Genomic DNA, 16697 nt, shown 5'->3' with positions numbered 1-16697 from the left:
GCCGGATGGCGGATCTGTCGGTGACGCCGGGTAGAACGGTCCGTGTGGACCCCACCCCCGCCGAGCTGGCGCACGCGCTCGGTCTGCACCCGCCGACCGAGGAGCAGGCCGCCGTCATCGCCGCGCCCGCCGGGCCGGCGCTCGTCGTCGCCGGGGCGGGGGCCGGCAAGACCGAGACGATGGCGGCCCGCGTCGTCTGGCTGGTCGCGACCGGCCGGGTGCTGCCCGAGCAGGTCCTCGGACTCACCTTCACCCGCAAGGCCGCCCAGCAGCTCGGCACCCGCGTCCGGTCCCGGCTGCGCCGCCTCGCCGGGGCCCGGCTGCTCGACGACCTGGACCCGTCGGGTGCCCGGCGCGCCGCGCTGCTGGCGGGCGAGCCCACCGTCGCGACCTACCACGCCTACGCCGGTCGCCTGGTCGGCGAGCACGCGCTGCGGCTGCCCGCCGAGCCCGCCGCCCGGCTGCTCGGCCCGACGGCGGCCTGGCAGCTGGCCCACCGTGTCGTCTCCACCTGGGCCGCGGACCTGGAGATCGACCGGGTCCCCGCGACCGTCACCGGCTACCTGCTCTCCCTGGCCGGGGAGCTCGGGGAGCACCTCGTCGAACCGGACCAGGTGCGGCGCCTCGCCGAGCGGATGCTGCCGGTGCTGGAGCACGCCCCGCCCGGCAAGCGGCAGCGCGCCGAGCCCTCGGCCGGGTACAAGGCCCGCATCGCCGGGCAGCGGATGCGCTGCGAGCTGCTGCCGCTGGTCGAGGAGTTCGCCCGGCGCAAGCAGGCCGAGCAGGCCATGGACTTCGCCGACCAGATGGCCCTCGCAGCCCGGATCGCCGAGGCCGACCCGGAGGTCGGGCGGATCGAGCGTTCCCAGTACCGGGCCGTGCTGCTCGACGAGTACCAGGACACCGGGCACGCCCAGCGGGTGCTGCTCCGCGCCCTGTTCGGCGTGCCGCCCGGGCTCGCCCCGGAGCCGGACGACGGCCCGGACCACCGCTCGGTCACCGCGGTCGGCGACCCCTGCCAGTCGATCTACGGCTGGCGGGGCGCGAGCGCCGGGAACCTGGCGCGCTTCCGCACCGACTTCCCCGCCGCGGGCGGCGACCCCGCGCCCGTGCACGGGCTGCTCACCAGCTTCCGGAACCCGTCCGAGGTGCTCGTCCTGGCCAACCGGGTCTCCGAGCCGCTGCGGACCGCGCCCGGCACCGTGCGGGTGGGGGAGCTGCGCCCGCTCGACGGCGCCGGCCCCGGCGACGTCCGGGCCGCCCTGCTGCCCGACGTCGCGGCCGAGGTGGCCTGGACCGCCGACGGCATCGCCGAGCGCTGGCACGCCGGCCACGACGAGGGCACCCCGCCCACCGCGGCCGTGCTGGTCCGGCGCCGCTCCGACATGGACGCGCTCGCCGCCGCGCTGCGCGACCGGCGGGTCCCGGTGGAGGTGGTCGGGCTCGGTGGGCTGCTGTCCACCCCCGAGGTCCGCGACCTGGTCTCCGCGCTGCGGGTGGTGTCCGACCCGCTCGCCGGGCCGGCCGCCGTCCGGCTGCTGACCGGGCCGCGGTGGCGGCTCGGGATCGCCGACCTGGCCGCGCTGTGGCAGCGCGCCCGCGAGCTCGTCCCGCACCGCCCGGCCCGCCCCGGGCCGCTGTCGGCCGCCGACCTCGCCCTCGGCGCACTGCCCGGCGAGCAGGCCGAGCAGGCCGGTCTCGTCGACGCCCTCGACGACCCGGGTGGCCCGGAGCGCTACTCCCCGGCCGGGTTCGACCGGATCCGGCGGATCGGCCGTGAGCTCGCCCAGCTGCGCGCCCGCACCGCGGCCCCGCTGACCGACCTGGTGGCCGACGTCGAGCGGACCCTGCTGCTCGACGTCGAGACGATGGCCCGCCCCGGCCCCACCGGCCGGGCGCACCTCGACGCGTTCGCCGACGTCGTCGCGGACTTCGCCGCCGGTGCGGACGTGCCGTCGCTACCGGGTCTGCTCGACTACCTGGAGACCGCCGAGCAGGCCGAGGAGGGGCTGACCCCCGGCGAGGTCGAGGTCGCGCCGGACCGGGTGCAGATCCTCACCGTGCACGCGGCGAAGGGGCTGGAGTGGGAGGTCGTCGCCGTCCCGCACCTGGTCGCGCAGGTCTTCCCCGGCCGCAAGATGTCCGGCTCCTGGCTGAAGGACCCGGCCGCGCTGCCGGTCCCGCTGCGCGGCGACGCCGACGACCTGCCCGGCCTGCACCTGCCCCCGCCCGGCTCCGACCGCAAACAGGTCGAGACCGCGCTCGACGACCACGACGACGCCCTCGACGAGCGCCGCCTCGCCGAGGAGCGCCGGCTGTTCTACGTCGCGCTCACCCGGTCCGAACGGGTGCTGCTGGTGTCCGGGCACCGCTGGCCCGCGACGGGGGAGAAGCCGAAGGAACCGTCGGTGTTCCTGACCGAGCTCGCCGAGATCCTGGAGGGCCCCGGCGGCTCCGAGGTCGGCGTGCTGGAGCAGTGGGCGCCGCCGCCCGAGCTGGACACCGGCAACCCGGCGCTGGGCGTCGAACGGACCGCGCAGTGGCCGCCGGACCCGTTCGGCGACCGCGCCGACGACGTCCGCTCCGGCGCCGACCTGGTCCGCACCGCGCTGCGGGCCCGGCGCCCGAAGCGGCCGCGCCGCGCCGCGCCCGCCGACCAGCTCGCACTGGAGCTGCCCGCGGCTCCCGGCGCGGAGCCCGGGACCGGTGTGGTCGACGCCGAGGGCGACCCCGAGGGCTGGGCCGCCGACGTCGACGTCCTGCTCGCGGAGCGGGCCGCCGCCGCGCAGCGGCCCACGGTGTCGCTGCCCGGGCGGCTGTCGGTGAGCCGGCTCGTCGAGCTCGCCGACGACCCGGACGCGCTCGCCGTGCGGCTGCGCCGTCCGGTGCCGATGCCGCCCGACCGGCACGCCCGCCGCGGCACCGCGTTCCACGCCTGGCTGGAGCAGCGCTTCGGCGCGGAACGCCTGCTGGACATCGACGAGCTGCCCGGCGCCGCCGACGAGTCGGTCTCCTCGGAGGCCGACGCGACCGAGCTCGCCGAGCTGCAGGCCGCGTTCGAGGCGTCGGAGTGGGCGGACCGGCGGCCCGTCGACGTCGAGGTGTCGTTCGAGACGGTGCTGGCCGGGGTCGCCGTGCGCGGCCGGATGGACGCGGTGTTCGCCGACCCCGACGGCGGCTGGACGGTCGTGGACTGGAAGACCGGTCGCCTGCCCGCCGAGGACCGCAGGCAGGCGGTCGGGGTGCAGCTCGCCGCCTACCGGCTGGCATGGGCGGCCCTGCAGGACGTCGAGCCGGACCGGGTGCGGGCGGCGTTCCACTACGTCCGCGACGACGTCACCCTGCGCCCGGCGGACCTGCTCGACGCCCGCGCGCTGCACGACCTCGTCGCCGGGGTGCCGACCGTCTCCGCCGCCGAGGTGTAGCCGCAGGACGCGGAGAGCCCGCGCCCCCGGTGACGGGGACGCGGGCTCTCCGCGTGGGGGTGGCCTGCGGTCAGTGCGCCTCGGCCTTGGCGATGCCGGCACCGGTCAGGGACCGGACCTCCATCTCGGCGTACTTGCTGCCGTCGTGGCGCTTCTGCCCGATGTAGGTACCGATCACGCCGAGCAGGAACGACAGCGGGATGGACACCAGGCCCGGGTTGGCCAGCGGGAACCAGGCGAAGTCCACGGTCGGGAAGATCGAGGTCTCCTTCCCGGAGACCACCGGCGAGAAGACGATCAGCACCAGGGTGCTGATCAGACCGCCGTAGATCGAGAACAGGCCGCCGGTGGTGTTGAACCGCTTCCAGAACAGCGAGTACAGGATCGTCGGCAGGTTCGCCGACGCCGCCACCGCGAAGGCCAGCGCCACGAGGAACGCGACGTTCTGGTCCTTCGCGAGGATGCCGCCGACGATCGCGACAATGCCGATCACGATCGCGGTCCGCCGGGCGACCCGGACCTGGGTGGCCTCGGTGTCCGCGACCTCGCCTCGCTTGATCACGTTGATGTAGACGTCGTGCGCGAACGACGCCGACGCGGTGATCGTGAGCCCGGCGACGACCGCCAGGATCGTCGCGAACGCGATCGCGGCGATGATGCCGAGCAGGACCGGTCCGCCGAGGGCGGCGGCGAGCAGCGGCGCGGCGGAGTTCACCTTGCCCGGCGCGGCCTGGATGGCCTCCGGCCCGACGATCGCACCGGCGGCGAAGCCGATGACCAGGGTGAACAGGTAGAACAGGCCGATCAGCCAGATCGCGACCTCGACCGACTTCCGGGCCTCCTTCGCCGTCGGCACCGTGTAGAAGCGCATCAGCACGTGCGGCAGGCCCGCGGTGCCGAGGACGAGCGCGATCCCGAGGGAGATGAAGTCGATCTGCGAGGTCAGCGACGCGCCGTACTGCTGGCCGGGGGCGAACAGGCCCTCGCCCTTCGGCGAGCCGTCCGCGGCGGCCTGCATGATCGACGAGAAGTTGAAGCCGAACAGGGCGAGCGCCCAGATCGTCATGACCAGCGCGCCCGCGATGAGCAGCACCGCCTTGATCATCTGGACCCAGGTCGTACCGCGCATGCCGCCGATGAGGACGTAGGCGATCATCACGACGCCGACGACCGCGATCACGACGCCCTGGGCGAAGCCGCCCGAGATGCCGAGCAGCAGCGAGACCAGCGCACCGGCACCGGCCATCTGCGCGAGCAGGTAGAAGAACGACACGGCGAGTGTCGAGGTGGCTGCCGCGGCGCGGATCGGGCGCTGCTTCATCCGGAACGCCAGGACGTCGCCCATGGTGAAGCGGCCGGTGTTGCGCAGCAGCTCCGCCACCAGCAGCAGCGCGACCAGCCACGCGACCAGGAACCCGATCGAGTAGAGGAAGCCGTCGTAGCCGTTGATCGCGATGGCACCGGCGATCCCCAGGAACGACGCCGCCGAGAGGTAGTCACCGGCGATCGCGAACCCGTTCTGGGTGCCGGAGAAGCCGCCGCCGGCGGTGTAGAAGTCGGCCGCGGTCTTCTTGGCGTGCCGGCTGTTGACGTAGAACACGATCCCCAGCGTCACGATGACGAACGCCAGGAAGATCGAGATGTTGAGCGCCGGGTTGCTGTCCGCGGTCGCCGCCAGGACGGTCGTGCTCATCGGGTCCCCTCGATCTCTCCGCGGAGCTTCGACGACAGCGGGTCGAGCACGCGGTCGGCGTAGCGGATGTAGACCACGGTGATCGCGAAGGTCGACACGAACTGCAGCAGCCCGAGGATCAGACCCAGGTTGATGTTGCCGAGCACCGGGGTGGCCATGAAGTCCGTCGCGAAGGTCGCGAGCAGCACGTACAGCAGGTACCAGGCCAGGAACCCGGCGGTCACCGGGAACACGAAGCCGCGCAGCCGCTTGCGCAGCTCCTGGAAGTCGGGGCTCGCCTGCACGGCGGCCCAGTCGGGAGTGCCCGGCGTCGGACCGCCTGGCTGCTCGTCGGACTCGGTCGTACTCACGTATGCCTCCTTGCACAAGCCACGCACGGCCACGGGACCGGACCCAGGAAAGGGCCTTCGGGCCGTGTGCGGAACCCCACACGCACGCTCCGGGCGGCCCAAGATGCGAGCGGCCGACGACCGGACGATCGAGCGCGGCACCGAACGACGAGCGGTCTTGACTCCGATGTCGCCGCTACGCTAAAGCGCTCACTCCCGATCGGCCAGATGGAGCCGCAGCATCGTAACTTCCGCGTCCGACGGAACGTGATCGCCCAGTGACACGGCGATCATGACGAGGAATGCGCAGGGCACCGACCACAGCGCGGGCTGGGCGAGCAGCATGCCCGCCGTCCCGCCGAGCCCGAGCGCGGCGCCCAGCGCCATCGACCCGACCGTCGCGAGCAGCCCGGTGACCATCCCTGCGTACGCGCCGCGCGCGGTCAGCCCCTTCCACCACAGGCCGAGCACCAGCAGCGGGCAGAACGTCGACGCCGCGACGGTGAACGCCGAGGTCACCGCCGCGCTGACGTCGACGCGCACCATCAGCAGCGCCGCCGGTACGACGGCCGCCGACGCGGCCAGCGCGGTCAGCCGCAGCCGCCGCAGACCCGATGGCATGAGGTCGTGGGCGAGCGCCCCGGACAGCGCGAGCAGCAGCCCGAGCGAGGTGGCCAGGAACGCGGCGAACGCCCCCGCGGTGAGCATCGCGGTCAGCGCCGCCGCGGTGCCACCGCCGGTGACCCGGCCGGGCAGCGTGACGATCGCGGTGTCGGTGCCCTGCGAGAGGTACAGCTCGGGGGTGAGCACGGTCCCGAGCAGCCCGTAGACGATCGGGAACAGGTAGAACGCGCCGAGCATCGCGACGGTGATCGCCGCGGTGCGCCGGGCACCGCGCCCGTCCGGGCTGGTGTGGAACCGCACGATGATGTGCGGCAGCCCCATCGTCCCCAGCGCCGTCGCGACCAGCACCGACCAGGTCGTCAGCAGCGGCGAGGTGTCGGCGGTGCCGAGCAGCGGCAGCGCCCACTCGGCACCGCCGGGCACCGGCAGCGACGCACGGTCGCCGCCCAGCTCGGGCACCGCGGCACCGTCGGGGAAGACCCAGACGGCGTCGGCGGCGGCGTGGTGCGGGCCGGGGGCGAGCGGGACCGGCACCCCGTCGACGACCACGACGGTCGGCTCGGTCAGCACGAGCTCGGTGTCGAGCCGGAAGTCGACCGGGGTCTCGGCGGTGAACCGGGTGAACTCCGGCGGTGCGGCCATGTCGGCGCGCAGCTGCGGCCCGGCGAGCAGCAGCAGCCAGATCGCGGGCCCGGCGAACAGCAGGAGCTTGAGCGCGAACTGGAACGCCTGCACGTAGGTGGCGGCGCGCATCCCGCCCAGCGCCAGGGTCAGGCCGACGGCGAGGCCGGACACCACGACCCCGACCCAGTAGTCGACGCCCGACACCAGCGTGAGCAGCTGCCCGGCCGCGACGATCTGCGGCACCAGGTAGAGCACCGCGATCACCACGACGACCACCGCGCAGAACCGGCGCAGCGACCGCGACCCGAGGCGGGCCTCGGCGAACCCGGGCACGGTCAGCGCCCCGGAGCGGCGCATCGGCGCGGCGACCAGCGCGAGCATCAGCAGGTAGCCCGCGGCGAACCCGACCGGGTACCAGAGCGCCCCGGTGCCCTCCTTGATCACCAGTCCGGCGACGCCGAGGAACGACGCCGCCGACAGGTACTCCCCGGAGACCGCGGCCGCGTTGAGCATCGGCGAGGTCCGCCGGGACGCGACGAGGAAGTCCGAGGTGGTGCGCATCGCCGCGACGCCACGTGCCCCGATCAGCACCGTGACCAGCAGCAGGGCGACGACCGCGGCGGCCGTCACGGGCGTTCCGCGCGTTCGGCCCGGCGCAGGTGCCACCACGCCAGCACGCCGAGCAGCGGGTACGGCAGCCAGGCGACCGCGATCCAGCCCAGCGGGAGCCCCCCGACCCGCCACTGGGCCAGGTCCGGCGCGAGCCGCAGCAGCACCGGCAGCCCGAACAGCAGCACCGCGGCGCAGGCCAGGGTGACCACGGCGCGCCGCAGCTGGGCCCGGCGCAGCCCGCGGGCCCGCTCGGCCAGCCCCGGGTCGAGCGCCGCAGCCGGCTGGGGGCGCGGTACGGCGGTACCCCGCTCGGGCGGTGCGCTGACCGCGACCCGGCGCGGGCGGGCGGTCACGGCCGCCCCCGGTCGCTTCCCGGGCCGTCGCCGTCGGGGGCGCGGTGGCCGTCGAGCGCCCCGGCGGTGGCCGCGGCGAGCAGCTGGTCGCGCAGGTCCCGGGCGTGGCGACGACTGACCGGCACGTCGCCGGCGTCGGTGTGGGCGAGCAGGCCGCCGCCGGCGTCGCTGCGCAGCTCGCGGACCGCGGGCAGGTGCAGCAGGAAGCTGCGGTGCACGCGGACGAAGCGGTGCGGGTCCCAGTGCTCCTCCAGCCGGGACAGCGGGATCCGCACCAGGTGCGAGCCCCCGGGCAGGTGCAGCCGCACGTAGTCGCCGTGGGCCTCGACGAAGCGGACGTCCTCGCGGCGGACGTAGCGGGTGCGCCCGGCGGCCTCCACCGGCAGCACGGCGAGCTCGTCGACGCGGGGGAGCGCGGGCCCGGCCGGTTCCGGTGTGACCGCCCCCGGGGTGCCCGGCCCGGCGGCCGAGCGGCCCGCCCGGGCCCGGTGCACCCGGCCGAGCGCGTCGGCGAGACGGTCCGCGCCGACCGGTTTGAGCAGGTAGTCGACGGCGCCGAGGCCGTACGCGGCGACGGCGTGCTCCTCGAACGCCGTCACGAAGACGATCTCCGGCGGCGTGGCCATCGCGGCCAGCACGCCGCCGAGCTCCAGGCCGTCCATCCCGGGCATGGTGATGTCGAGGAAGACGGCGTCGAACCGGCCGGTGGGTATCGCGCGCAGCGCCTCGACCGCGCCGCCGGCCCGGGCGACCTCGCCGACGTCGGGTGCGTCGGCCAGCAACGCGCAGATCTCGTCGAGGGCGGGGGCGACGTCGTCGACGGCCAGCACGCGCAGCGGCTCGGCGGAGGGTGTCACCTCAGATCACCACCCCGGGCTGGAACCGCGGGATCCGCAGCACGATCCGGGTGCCCGCGCCGGGCGCGGTCTCGATGACCAGGCCGTGATCGGGGCCGTAGACCGCACGCAGCCTGCGGTCGACGTTCACCAGCGCCAGCCCTGCGCCCTCGGCGGTGCCGGCCAGCACGGCGCGGGCGTGCTCGGGGCTCATGCCCGGCCCGTCGTCGTCGACGGTGATCACGCAGACGTCCCCCTCGGCCTCGCCGCTGACCTGCACCAGCCCGCCGTCGGGGGAGCGCTCGACGCCGTGCTGCACCGCGTTCTCGACCAGCGGCTGCAGCGCCAGCACCGGAACCGGCACCGGCAGCACCTCCGGCGCCACCCGCACCTGCACCCGCAGCCGCTCGCCGAGCACGGCGCGGGCGAGGGTCAGGTAGGCCTCGACCGAGCGGAACTCCCCGGCCAGCGGCACGTAGTCGCCGCGTGCGGCGAGCGAGTGCCGGATGAACTCGGCGAAGGTCTCCAGCAGGTCGCGGGCGCGCGCCGGGTCCGAGCGGACGAACGAGGCGATCGTGGTGAGCGCGTTGTAGACGAAGTGCGGCGAGATCTGGGCCCGCAGCGCACGCAGCCGGGCGGCCTCGGCCTCGGCCTCCCCGTCGGTCAGGCGGGCGCGTTCGAGGGCGTCGGCGACGAAGGCGGCGGTCCGGCGGGCGGCGGCCGACCCGACCCCACCGGCCAGGACGAGCACCGGCCCGTCGCCGACGGGCAGCGCGGTGCGGCCGGCCTCGGTGAGCCGTCGCCCGCGGGCCCGCCCGGCGAGCGCGACGCCGTCGGCGCGGCCGGGGCCCCACCACGAGTCGGGCAGCCCGGGCCGGACCAGGCCCGCCGCCTCGGCGCCGCAGAGCCCGGCGAGCCGGCGCAGCGCCTCGGTCGCGGCGGCGGACCCGGCCGGTTCGCGCAGGCCCGCGGCCACGGCGACGCCCGTCTCGAGGACCTCGGTCGGGTCCGGCCCGGGTGCGGCGCCGCCGCGGAACCGGCGCGCGCTCAACCGCGGCCGCAGCGACGTGCGCGCAGCAGGCGTCACACGTTCGTGGTCCCCCTCGGCCGACACCTGAGTGAGGATAGGGCCCGCGCGGTCGGTGCGGCGCGACCTGGGCGCTAGCCTTCGCACGTGATCGGCTCCACCCGGCTCAGCGAACTCGATCCCCAGGTCGAGGGTGCGCTGCGGATGCCGGACCCGCGGTCGGGCCCGGTGCGCTCGCTGGTGACCCGCCTGGCGATCGCGGTGTTCGCGCTCGGCGCGACGACGTTGATCGTCTTCTTCGGGCGCGACGGCTACCTCGACAACAACGGCGCGGGCGAGATCTCGCTGCTCGACGCCCTCTACTACGCGACGGTGTCGCTGTCGACGACCGGCTACGGCGACATCGTGCCGGTCAGCCCGATGGCCCGCTCCATCAACATCGCGGTGATCACCCCGTTGCGGGTGCTGTTCCTGATCGTCCTCGTCGGTACGACCGTCGAGCTGCTCACCGAGCGCTCGCGGCAGTCGTTCCGGATCCAGCGCTGGAGGTCGCGCGTGCGCGAGCACATCGTCGTCGTCGGCTACGGCACCAAGGGGCGCGCGGCGGTGGAGACGCTGCTGGGTGACGACGTGGACCCCGGGAAGATCGTCGTCGTCGACACCGACCGGGCGCGGCTGGACGTGGCCTCCGGGCTGGGCCTGGTCACCGTGTCCGGCAACGCGACCCGCTCCGCGGTGCTGCGCATCGCCGGGGTGCAGCTGGCGACGACGCTGGTCGTCGCCCTGGACCGCGACGACACCGCGGTGCTGGTCACCCTGACCGCCCGCGAGCTGTCCAAGTCGATCTCGATCGTCGCCGCGGTGCGCGAGGCGGAGAACGTGCACCTGCTCCGCCAGTCCGGCGCCAGCTCGGTGATCGTGTCCGACGAGACGGCCGGGCGGCTGCTGGGCGTCGCGACCCGCTCGCCCGCCGTCGTCGAGGTGGTGGAGGACCTGCTCACCCCCGACGCCGGCTTCGCGATCTCCCAGCGCCAGGTCGAGCCGACCGAGGTCGGCGGCTCCCCGCGGCACCTGCCCGACATCGTGCTCGGCGTGGTGCGCGGCGAGCAGCTCCACCGGGTCGACTCGGCCGCCGTCGACGCGCTGGAGCGGGGTGACCAGCTGCTCTACGTCCGCAAGGCGACCCCGCCGGACGAGGAGTAGGCCGCCCGCGACCCGTAGCCCTTGACCTGAACCGCACTTCAGGTCGCACGGTGGTGACCATGCGATCACCGACCGGCTACGCCGACCTCGCCGGGCTGATGACCCGGATGACCGGCGACGAGAAGCACGAACCCGCCGCGACCTCCACCCTCGACGTCCTGTGGGTCCTCTACGACCGCATCCTGCGCGTCGACCCGCAGCATCCCGACGACCCCGACCGCGACCGCTTCCTGGTCTCCAAGGGGCACGGCCCGATGGCGCTCTACGCCGTCCTCGTCGCCCGCGGGTTCCTCGACGACCACCTGCTCGACCGGTTCGCCGGGTACGACTCGCCCCTCGGGCACCACCCCGACCGCACGCTCGTGCCCGGGGTGGAGATCTCCTCCGGCTCGCTCGGCCACGGGCTCGGACTGGCCGTCGGCACCGCGTCGGGGCTGCTGCTGCAGGGCCGCGACGCGCGCACCGTCGTCCTCGTCGGCGACGCCGAGCTCGACGAGGGCTCCAACTTCGAGGCGATCCAGTACGCGGGCCGTGCCGGGCTGTCCGGGCTGAGCGCCGTCGTCGTCGACAACAGCTCGGCCTCGCACGGCTGGCCCGGCGGGATCGCCGGCCGCTTCACCGCGGAGGGCTGGGTCGCCGTCGACGCCGACGGCCGCGACCACGACGCCCTGGAGCGCGCGTTCCGCACCGACCACACCGACCGGCAGCTCGCCGTCGTCGCGCACGTTGAACCGAAGGGGAGCCCCCGATGAGTGCCTTTGCTCTGCTCACCGATACGCAGCACGCCACCACCTCCGGGCCCGTGACCCCGCCCGACCAGCGGGAACGCTTCTACGGCCTGCTGCCCGAGCTGGTCGCCTCCGACCCGCGGGCCGTCGCGCTGCTGGCCGACATCGGCGCCGGCTACGTCGACGTCCCGCCCGACCTCGCCGACCGCGTGATCAATGTCGGCATCCGCGAGCAGCTGCTCGTCTCCGCCGCCGGTGGGCTCGCGCTGACCGGGATGCGCCCGGTCGTGCACACCTTCGCGCCGTTCCTCGTCGAGCGGCCCTACGAGCAGCTCAAGCTCGACCTCGGACACCAGGGCGTCGGGGCGCTGCTGGTGTCGGCCGGCGGGTCCTACGACATGGCGGGCGCGGGGGAGACCCACTTCGGCCCGCGCGACGTGCCGCTGCTCGACACCCTCGACGGCTGGACCGTCCACGTGCCCGGGCACGCCGACGAGGCGCAGGCGCAGCTGTGGGCCGCCCTGCCCGGCGACGACCGGGTCTACGTCCGGCTCTCGGGCGCGTCCAACGCGCGGCCGTACGGGGCGGGCCCGTCGATGACGGTGCTGCGGCGGGGGAGCCGGGGGACGGTCGTCGCGGTGGGGCCCCTGGCGGACCGGACGCTCGCCGCCGTCGCCGACCTGGACGTGACCGTCCTGTACGCCGCGACCGTCCGCCCGTTCGACGCGGCCGGCCTGCGCGCCACGCTGTCCGAGCCGGACGTCGTGCTCGTGGAGCCCTACCTCGCCGGGACCTCGGTGCGGCACGTCTCCGACGCGCTCGCCGACCTGCGGCACCGGGTCCTCGGGCTCGGGGTCGGCGCCACCGAGCTGCGCCGCTACGGCAGCCCGGAGGACCACGACGCCGCGCACGGCCTGGACGTCGCGGGCATCCGCCGATCGGTGACGCGCTTCCTCTCGTAGGGTCGGGGCGTGCGTCTGGCCACCTGGAACGTGAACTCCGCGAAGTCCCGGCTGCCGCGGCTGCTGCCGTGGCTCGACGAGCGGGAACCCGACGTCGTCTGCCTCCAGGAGACCAAGCTCTCCGACGACGACTTCGCCGCGGCGTTCGACGAGGCACTGGCCGAGCGCGGCTACGCGAGCGCGCACCACGGCCAGGGCCGGTGGAACGGGGTCGCCCTGCTGTCGCGGGTGGGTCTGGACGACGTCGTGCGCGGCCTGCCCGACGAGCCCGTCTTCACCGAGGGCGGGCTGGAGGTCCCGGACGCGCGCGCCGTCACCGCCACCTGCGGCGGGCTGCGGGTCACCTCGGTGTACGTGCCCAACGGCCGCAGCCCGGAGGACCCGCACTACGCCTACAAGCTGCGCTGGCTCGGTGCGCTGCGCGAGCTGGTCGCGACGGGCGACCCCGCGTCGACCGTGGTGGCCGGGGACGTGAACATCGCCCCCACCGACGACGACGTCTGGGACCGTTCCCTGTTCGACGGCGCCACCCACGTCACCCCCGACGAGCGGGCCGCGCTCGCCGCGCTGCTCGGGACCGGGCTGCGGGACGTCCTGCGCGAGCGCTGGCCCGACGAACGCGTGTTCAGCTACTGGGACTACCGGGCCGGCCGGTTCCACCAGGACCAGGGGATGCGGATCGACCTGGTGCTGGCCGGGTCGGGCCCGGCCGACCGTCGCGCGGCGGTGTGGGTGGACCGCAAGGCGCGCAAGGGGAAGCTCCCCAGCGACCACGCCCCGGTCGTCCTGGACCTCGACGAGGCACCCGACGGCGACGTCGGCCCGGTCGTCCCGCCGCCGTCGGCCCCGGCACCGCTCAGCCGTCGGCGATAACCACTCGCCGCCCGCGTGGGACCTGTCGTGTGGTTCGAGTTGCAACGTTCGGAGTAAGTCGATAGCCCATCAGGCGTACACCGCTACCTCCGGGGGATGACTCGCATGACGACGACCACGAACCACCCGCGCCGGATCAGCCGCACCGTCGGTGCCGCCGTCGCCGCGGCCGCACTCGTGGGGCTGACCGCCTGCGGTGGCGAGACGCCGCAGGTGCCGAACCTGCCCGACAACCTCCCTCAGGTCCCGGGCGTCGGCGACCCGCGCCAGGCGTTCGGCGACGCCCACCAGAAGGCCCTCGGCCTCGCCGCGCTCGGCGGCATCGGCCTGGAGCAGGGCGTCGGGGACAAGGTCAAGGAGCTCGCGCCGCAGGTGCAGGGCGAGGGCCAGCAGATCAACGACAGGCTGCGGGGGCTGGCGTCGTCGATCGGCGTCTCGCTGCCCGACCAGGTCTCCCCGGAGATCCAGTCCCAGGTCGACGACCTCAAGGCCCGCACCGGTGAGCAGTTCGACCAGGGCTGGCTGCAGGCGGCGCAGGAGCAGGTCGGACAGCTCAGCGACCAGGCCCAGCAGCTGCTGAACGTGCCCGGCCTGCCGCCGGAGCAGCTCGACCAGGCCCGCGCGCAGCTCACGAACCTCGGTGAGCTGAAGACCAAGCTGGACCAGGCCGCGGCCGAGGCCGGGGCCACGACCCCGGGCTCCGGCACGGACAACCCCGGGAACGGCACCGACGGGAACGCCGCCGGGTCCGGCGACGGGACCGCGCCCGGTGCGGGCGCCGGCAACGGCACCGGCAACGGCTCGGCCTCCGGTTCCGGTGACGCCGCGGGCCGGGGCGGCTCCGGCGCGCCCGCCGTCGACGCCGGCACCGGTGGCCAGGCCGCATCGGCGTCCGACGCCGCGCTGCCCGTGGCGCTCGGCGGTGCCGGGCTGCTGCTGCTCCTCGCCGGTGCCGTCCGGCTGCGTCGCGCCCGCGCGTGACACCGCGGCGCCGGCGCCCGGCCGGGGGCGTACGGGGAGCGGCCGCGCTGCTGCTCCTCGGCGCCGCCCTGCTGGGCGCCGGCGCCGGTCTCGCACTCGGCGACGACGCCCGCGTCGAGGCGAGCGACCTCGGCGCCGTGCCCGCGGGAACCGCCTCCGCCGCGACGCGTGCGGTGCCGGTGGCCCGGGCGCTGCCGGTCCTGGCGCCGCCGGACCCGGCTCCGCCGGTCGGGGCGCCCGACGCCGCGGCGCTGCCGGGGGAGCCGGGGCCCTCCGAGGCGGCTGCTGCGGCGACCGCCGTCCTGCCCGCGCCCGCCGCGCCGCCCGCGCCTGCTGCGCCGCCCGCGCCTGCTGCGCCGCCCGCACCTGCCGCGCCGCCCGCACCTGCCGCGCTCCCGGTGGCGCCTGCCGCTCCACCCGTGCTCGCCCCGCTCCCGGCTGCGGAGGCCGCGCCGCCGGCGCCCGACGCGCTTCCGGCGGGCCCGCTCCCCGGCCCCGGCGACCGCACCGGCCCCCCGCCCCGTTCCACCGGCCCGGCGCCCATCGCGCCACGGGAACCGTGGACCGTCTCCGCCGTCTACCCGCTCCCCGCACCCGAGCCCGGCACCGTGTCGCAGCCGGTCGTCCCCGCCGTCCTGGAGCTCCCCGCCCGCGGCCTGTCCGCCCCCGTCGACGCGGTCGGCACCGCCCCGAACGGCGGGATGGTCGTCCCCGACCAGGTGCGCACGGTCGGCTGGTGGGCCCCCGGTGTCCTCCCGGGCGGCGCGTCCGGGAGCGCCGTGATCGCCGGTCACGTCGACTCGCGCACCCAGGGCATCGGGTTCCTGTCGGTGCTGCCGCAGCTCGTCGCGGGCGAGCCGGTCGTCGTCCGTGGCGCCGACGGCCGCACCGCGGCCTACCGGGTCGTCGCGCGTCGCGAGTACGGCAAGCACGACCTGCCCCGCGAGGTGTTCCGCCGCGACGGCGACCCGCAGCTCGTCCTCGTCACCTGCGGCGGGGTGTTCGACCCGGCGGCGGGGAGCTACGAGTCGAACATCGTCGTCTACGCCGTGCCGACCGCTGCGCCCTGAGCCGTCCTCACCGGATACCCGGTCGGGCCCGCGACGGCGACCGCCTACCCTGACCTGCGTGAGCAGCACCGTGACCACCCCGCAGGAGACGACCGAGGCGCCGGAGTTCGCCGCCGTCCGTGAGGCCGCGCAGCGCGCCCGGGCCGCCGCCCCGGCCGTCCGCGCCGCGGGCGAGGGCCGGATCGACGACGCCCTGCGCGCCGCCGCCTCGCTGATCCGGGACCGGGCGCACGAGCTGCTCGACGTCAACGCCGCCGACGTCGCCGCCGCCGAGCGGAACGGCATGGCGGCGGGCCTGCTCGACCGGCTGCGCCTGGACCCCGAGCGGCTGGCCGGGATCGCCACCCAGCTCGAGGTGCTCGCGGCGACCCCCGAGCCGCCCACCGAGTGGCCGGTCCGCACTCTGGAGACCGGCGAGCGGGTGTTCGAGCGGCGCATCCCGGTCGGCGTCATCGGCGCGGTGTTCGAGGCCCGGCCGAACGTGACCGTCGACGTCGCCTCGCAGGTCCTCAAGGCCCGCAGCGCCGCCGTCCTGCGCACCGGGTCCGCGGCGCTCGGCAGCGCCACCGCGCTCGTCGAGCAGGTGCTGCGCCCCGCACTGGCCGACGCCGGGCTCCCCGAGGCCGCCGTGCAGCTCGTCCCGCTGCCCGGCCACGCCGGCGCCGAGGCCCTCGTCGGGCTGCCCGACCTGGTGCCGCTGGTCGTCGTCCGCGGGTCCGGGGACGTCACCCGCAAGCTGTCCGTGCTCGGCGCGACCGCGGGCACCCGGGTGCTCGCCCACGCCGACGGCGGCGGCGTCCTCTACCTCGACGCCAGCGCCACCGAGGCCGACGTCACCCGCCTGGTCACCGACTCGACCGACCGGCTCGGCGTCTGCAACCGGCTGAACCTGCTGCTCGTCGACCGGCCCGTCTACGACACCCTGCTGCCGGTCGCGAAGGCCGCCCTCGACGCCCGCGGCATCGCGCTGTCGCTGCCCCCGCACGACCACCCGCTCGGTCACGAGTGGGCACTGGACTCCGGCGCCGAGGCGCACGTGACGGTCGCCGTCGTCGACGGCCCCGACGACGCCGCCGACACCGCCGCCCGGGAGACCTCCGGCCTGGCCGCGACGATCTGCGCCGCCGACGAGCAGGTCGCCCACCGTTTCATCGACCGCTACACCGGTACCGGGGTGTTCTGGAACGCGCCGTCGCGGCTGCTCGACGGCTACAAGCTGCTGGGCCTGCCCGAGACCGGCATCAACGTCGATCACACCCCCGGTCCCCGCGGCCCGGTGACCTACCGCGACCTGGGGCTGCGCCAGTTCGTGATCCTGCCGCCCGAGCACGCCTGACCGGGCAGGTTGCCGGGGGTG

The 16697-nt window shown here is 75.6% G+C and carries 14 protein-coding genes; 8 read left to right on the top strand and 6 right to left on the bottom strand.

The window, feature by feature from the left end; genetic code table 11:
* Positions 1–5 precede the first annotated feature (5 nt).
* On the top strand, positions 6–3425 hold the full coding sequence (locus ND486_RS19505; protein WP_251785637.1) for an ATP-dependent DNA helicase: 3420 nt from the start codon (positions 6–8) through the stop codon (positions 3423–3425).
* Between the two features lie 70 nt (positions 3426–3495).
* On the opposite strand, the gene ND486_RS19500 is transcribed toward ND486_RS19505, so the two are convergent.
* The 6 genes from ND486_RS19500 to ND486_RS19475 form a co-directional block, all read right to left on the bottom strand.
* Positions 3496–5118, bottom strand: a complete 1623-nt coding sequence (locus tag ND486_RS19500) for a cation acetate symporter (protein ID WP_251785636.1) — start codon at positions 5116–5118, stop codon at positions 3496–3498.
* Positions 5115–5468 (bottom strand): DUF485 domain-containing protein, encoded by a 354-nt coding sequence (locus tag ND486_RS19495; RefSeq protein ID WP_251785635.1) that lies wholly within the window; start codon positions 5466–5468, stop codon positions 5115–5117. The genes ND486_RS19500 and ND486_RS19495 overlap by 4 nt, the downstream gene beginning before the upstream one ends.
* 189 nt (positions 5469–5657) lie before the next feature.
* Positions 5658–7325: a cation acetate symporter gene (locus ND486_RS19490; protein WP_251785634.1), complete on the bottom strand. Its 1668-nt coding sequence runs from the start codon at positions 7323–7325 to the stop codon at positions 5658–5660.
* Positions 7322–7660 carry a hypothetical protein gene (locus tag ND486_RS19485; protein ID WP_208826170.1) on the bottom strand — a complete coding sequence of 113 codons (339 nt, stop codon included), beginning with the start codon at positions 7658–7660 and terminating at the stop codon, positions 7322–7324. Before ND486_RS19485 ends, ND486_RS19490 begins: the two co-directional genes overlap by 4 nt.
* Entirely contained in the window at positions 7657–8517 is an 861-nt protein-coding gene (locus ND486_RS19480; protein ID WP_251785633.1) for a LytTR family DNA-binding domain-containing protein, read from the bottom strand. Before ND486_RS19480 ends, ND486_RS19485 begins: the two co-directional genes overlap by 4 nt.
* A gap of 1 nt (position 8518) precedes the next feature.
* Positions 8519–9610, bottom strand: coding sequence for a sensor histidine kinase (locus ND486_RS19475; protein ID WP_251785631.1), 1092 nt, complete (start codon positions 9608–9610; stop codon positions 8519–8521).
* A gap of 117 nt (positions 9611–9727) precedes the next feature.
* On the opposite strand from ND486_RS19475, the gene ND486_RS19470 reads away from it, so the two are divergent.
* The 7 genes from ND486_RS19470 (at position 9728) to ND486_RS19440 (ending at position 16676) form a co-directional block, all read left to right on the top strand.
* Positions 9728–10726, top strand: coding sequence for a TrkA family potassium uptake protein (locus ND486_RS19470; RefSeq protein ID WP_218622353.1), 999 nt, complete (start codon positions 9728–9730; stop codon positions 10724–10726).
* A 59-nt stretch (positions 10727–10785) separates the two neighbouring features.
* A complete protein-coding gene (locus ND486_RS19465; protein ID WP_251785629.1) occupies positions 10786–11478 on the top strand; it encodes a transketolase in 693 nt (230 codons plus the stop codon).
* Positions 11475–12416 carry a transketolase family protein gene (locus ND486_RS19460; RefSeq protein ID WP_251785627.1) on the top strand — a complete coding sequence of 314 codons (942 nt, stop codon included), beginning with the start codon at positions 11475–11477 and terminating at the stop codon, positions 12414–12416. Before ND486_RS19465 ends, ND486_RS19460 begins: the two co-directional genes overlap by 4 nt.
* A gap of 9 nt (positions 12417–12425) precedes the next feature.
* Positions 12426–13289: an exodeoxyribonuclease III gene (locus ND486_RS19455; RefSeq protein WP_179760970.1), complete on the top strand. Its 864-nt coding sequence runs from the start codon at positions 12426–12428 to the stop codon at positions 13287–13289.
* A 105-nt stretch (positions 13290–13394) separates the two neighbouring features.
* Complete coding sequence (locus tag ND486_RS29265) at positions 13395–14270, top strand: DUF4142 domain-containing protein (RefSeq protein ID WP_285898947.1); 876 nt, start codon at positions 13395–13397, stop codon at positions 14268–14270.
* Positions 14267–15340, top strand: a complete 1074-nt coding sequence (locus tag ND486_RS29865; RefSeq protein ID WP_251785623.1) for a class F sortase — start codon at positions 14267–14269, stop codon at positions 15338–15340. Before ND486_RS29265 ends, ND486_RS29865 begins: the two co-directional genes overlap by 4 nt.
* Positions 15341–15398: 58 nt before the next feature.
* Complete coding sequence (locus ND486_RS19440) at positions 15399–16676, top strand: aldehyde dehydrogenase family protein (protein ID WP_179760967.1); 1278 nt, start codon at positions 15399–15401, stop codon at positions 16674–16676.
* Positions 16677–16697 lie beyond the last annotated feature (21 nt).

The organism is Pseudonocardia sp. DR1-2 (assembly GCF_023717215.1).
In the GTDB taxonomy this organism is placed as follows: domain Bacteria; phylum Actinomycetota; class Actinomycetes; order Mycobacteriales; family Pseudonocardiaceae; genus Pseudonocardia; species Pseudonocardia alni.
Note: the sequence above shows the minus strand (reverse complement) of the source record. Positions and strands in the feature narration are given on the sequence as shown.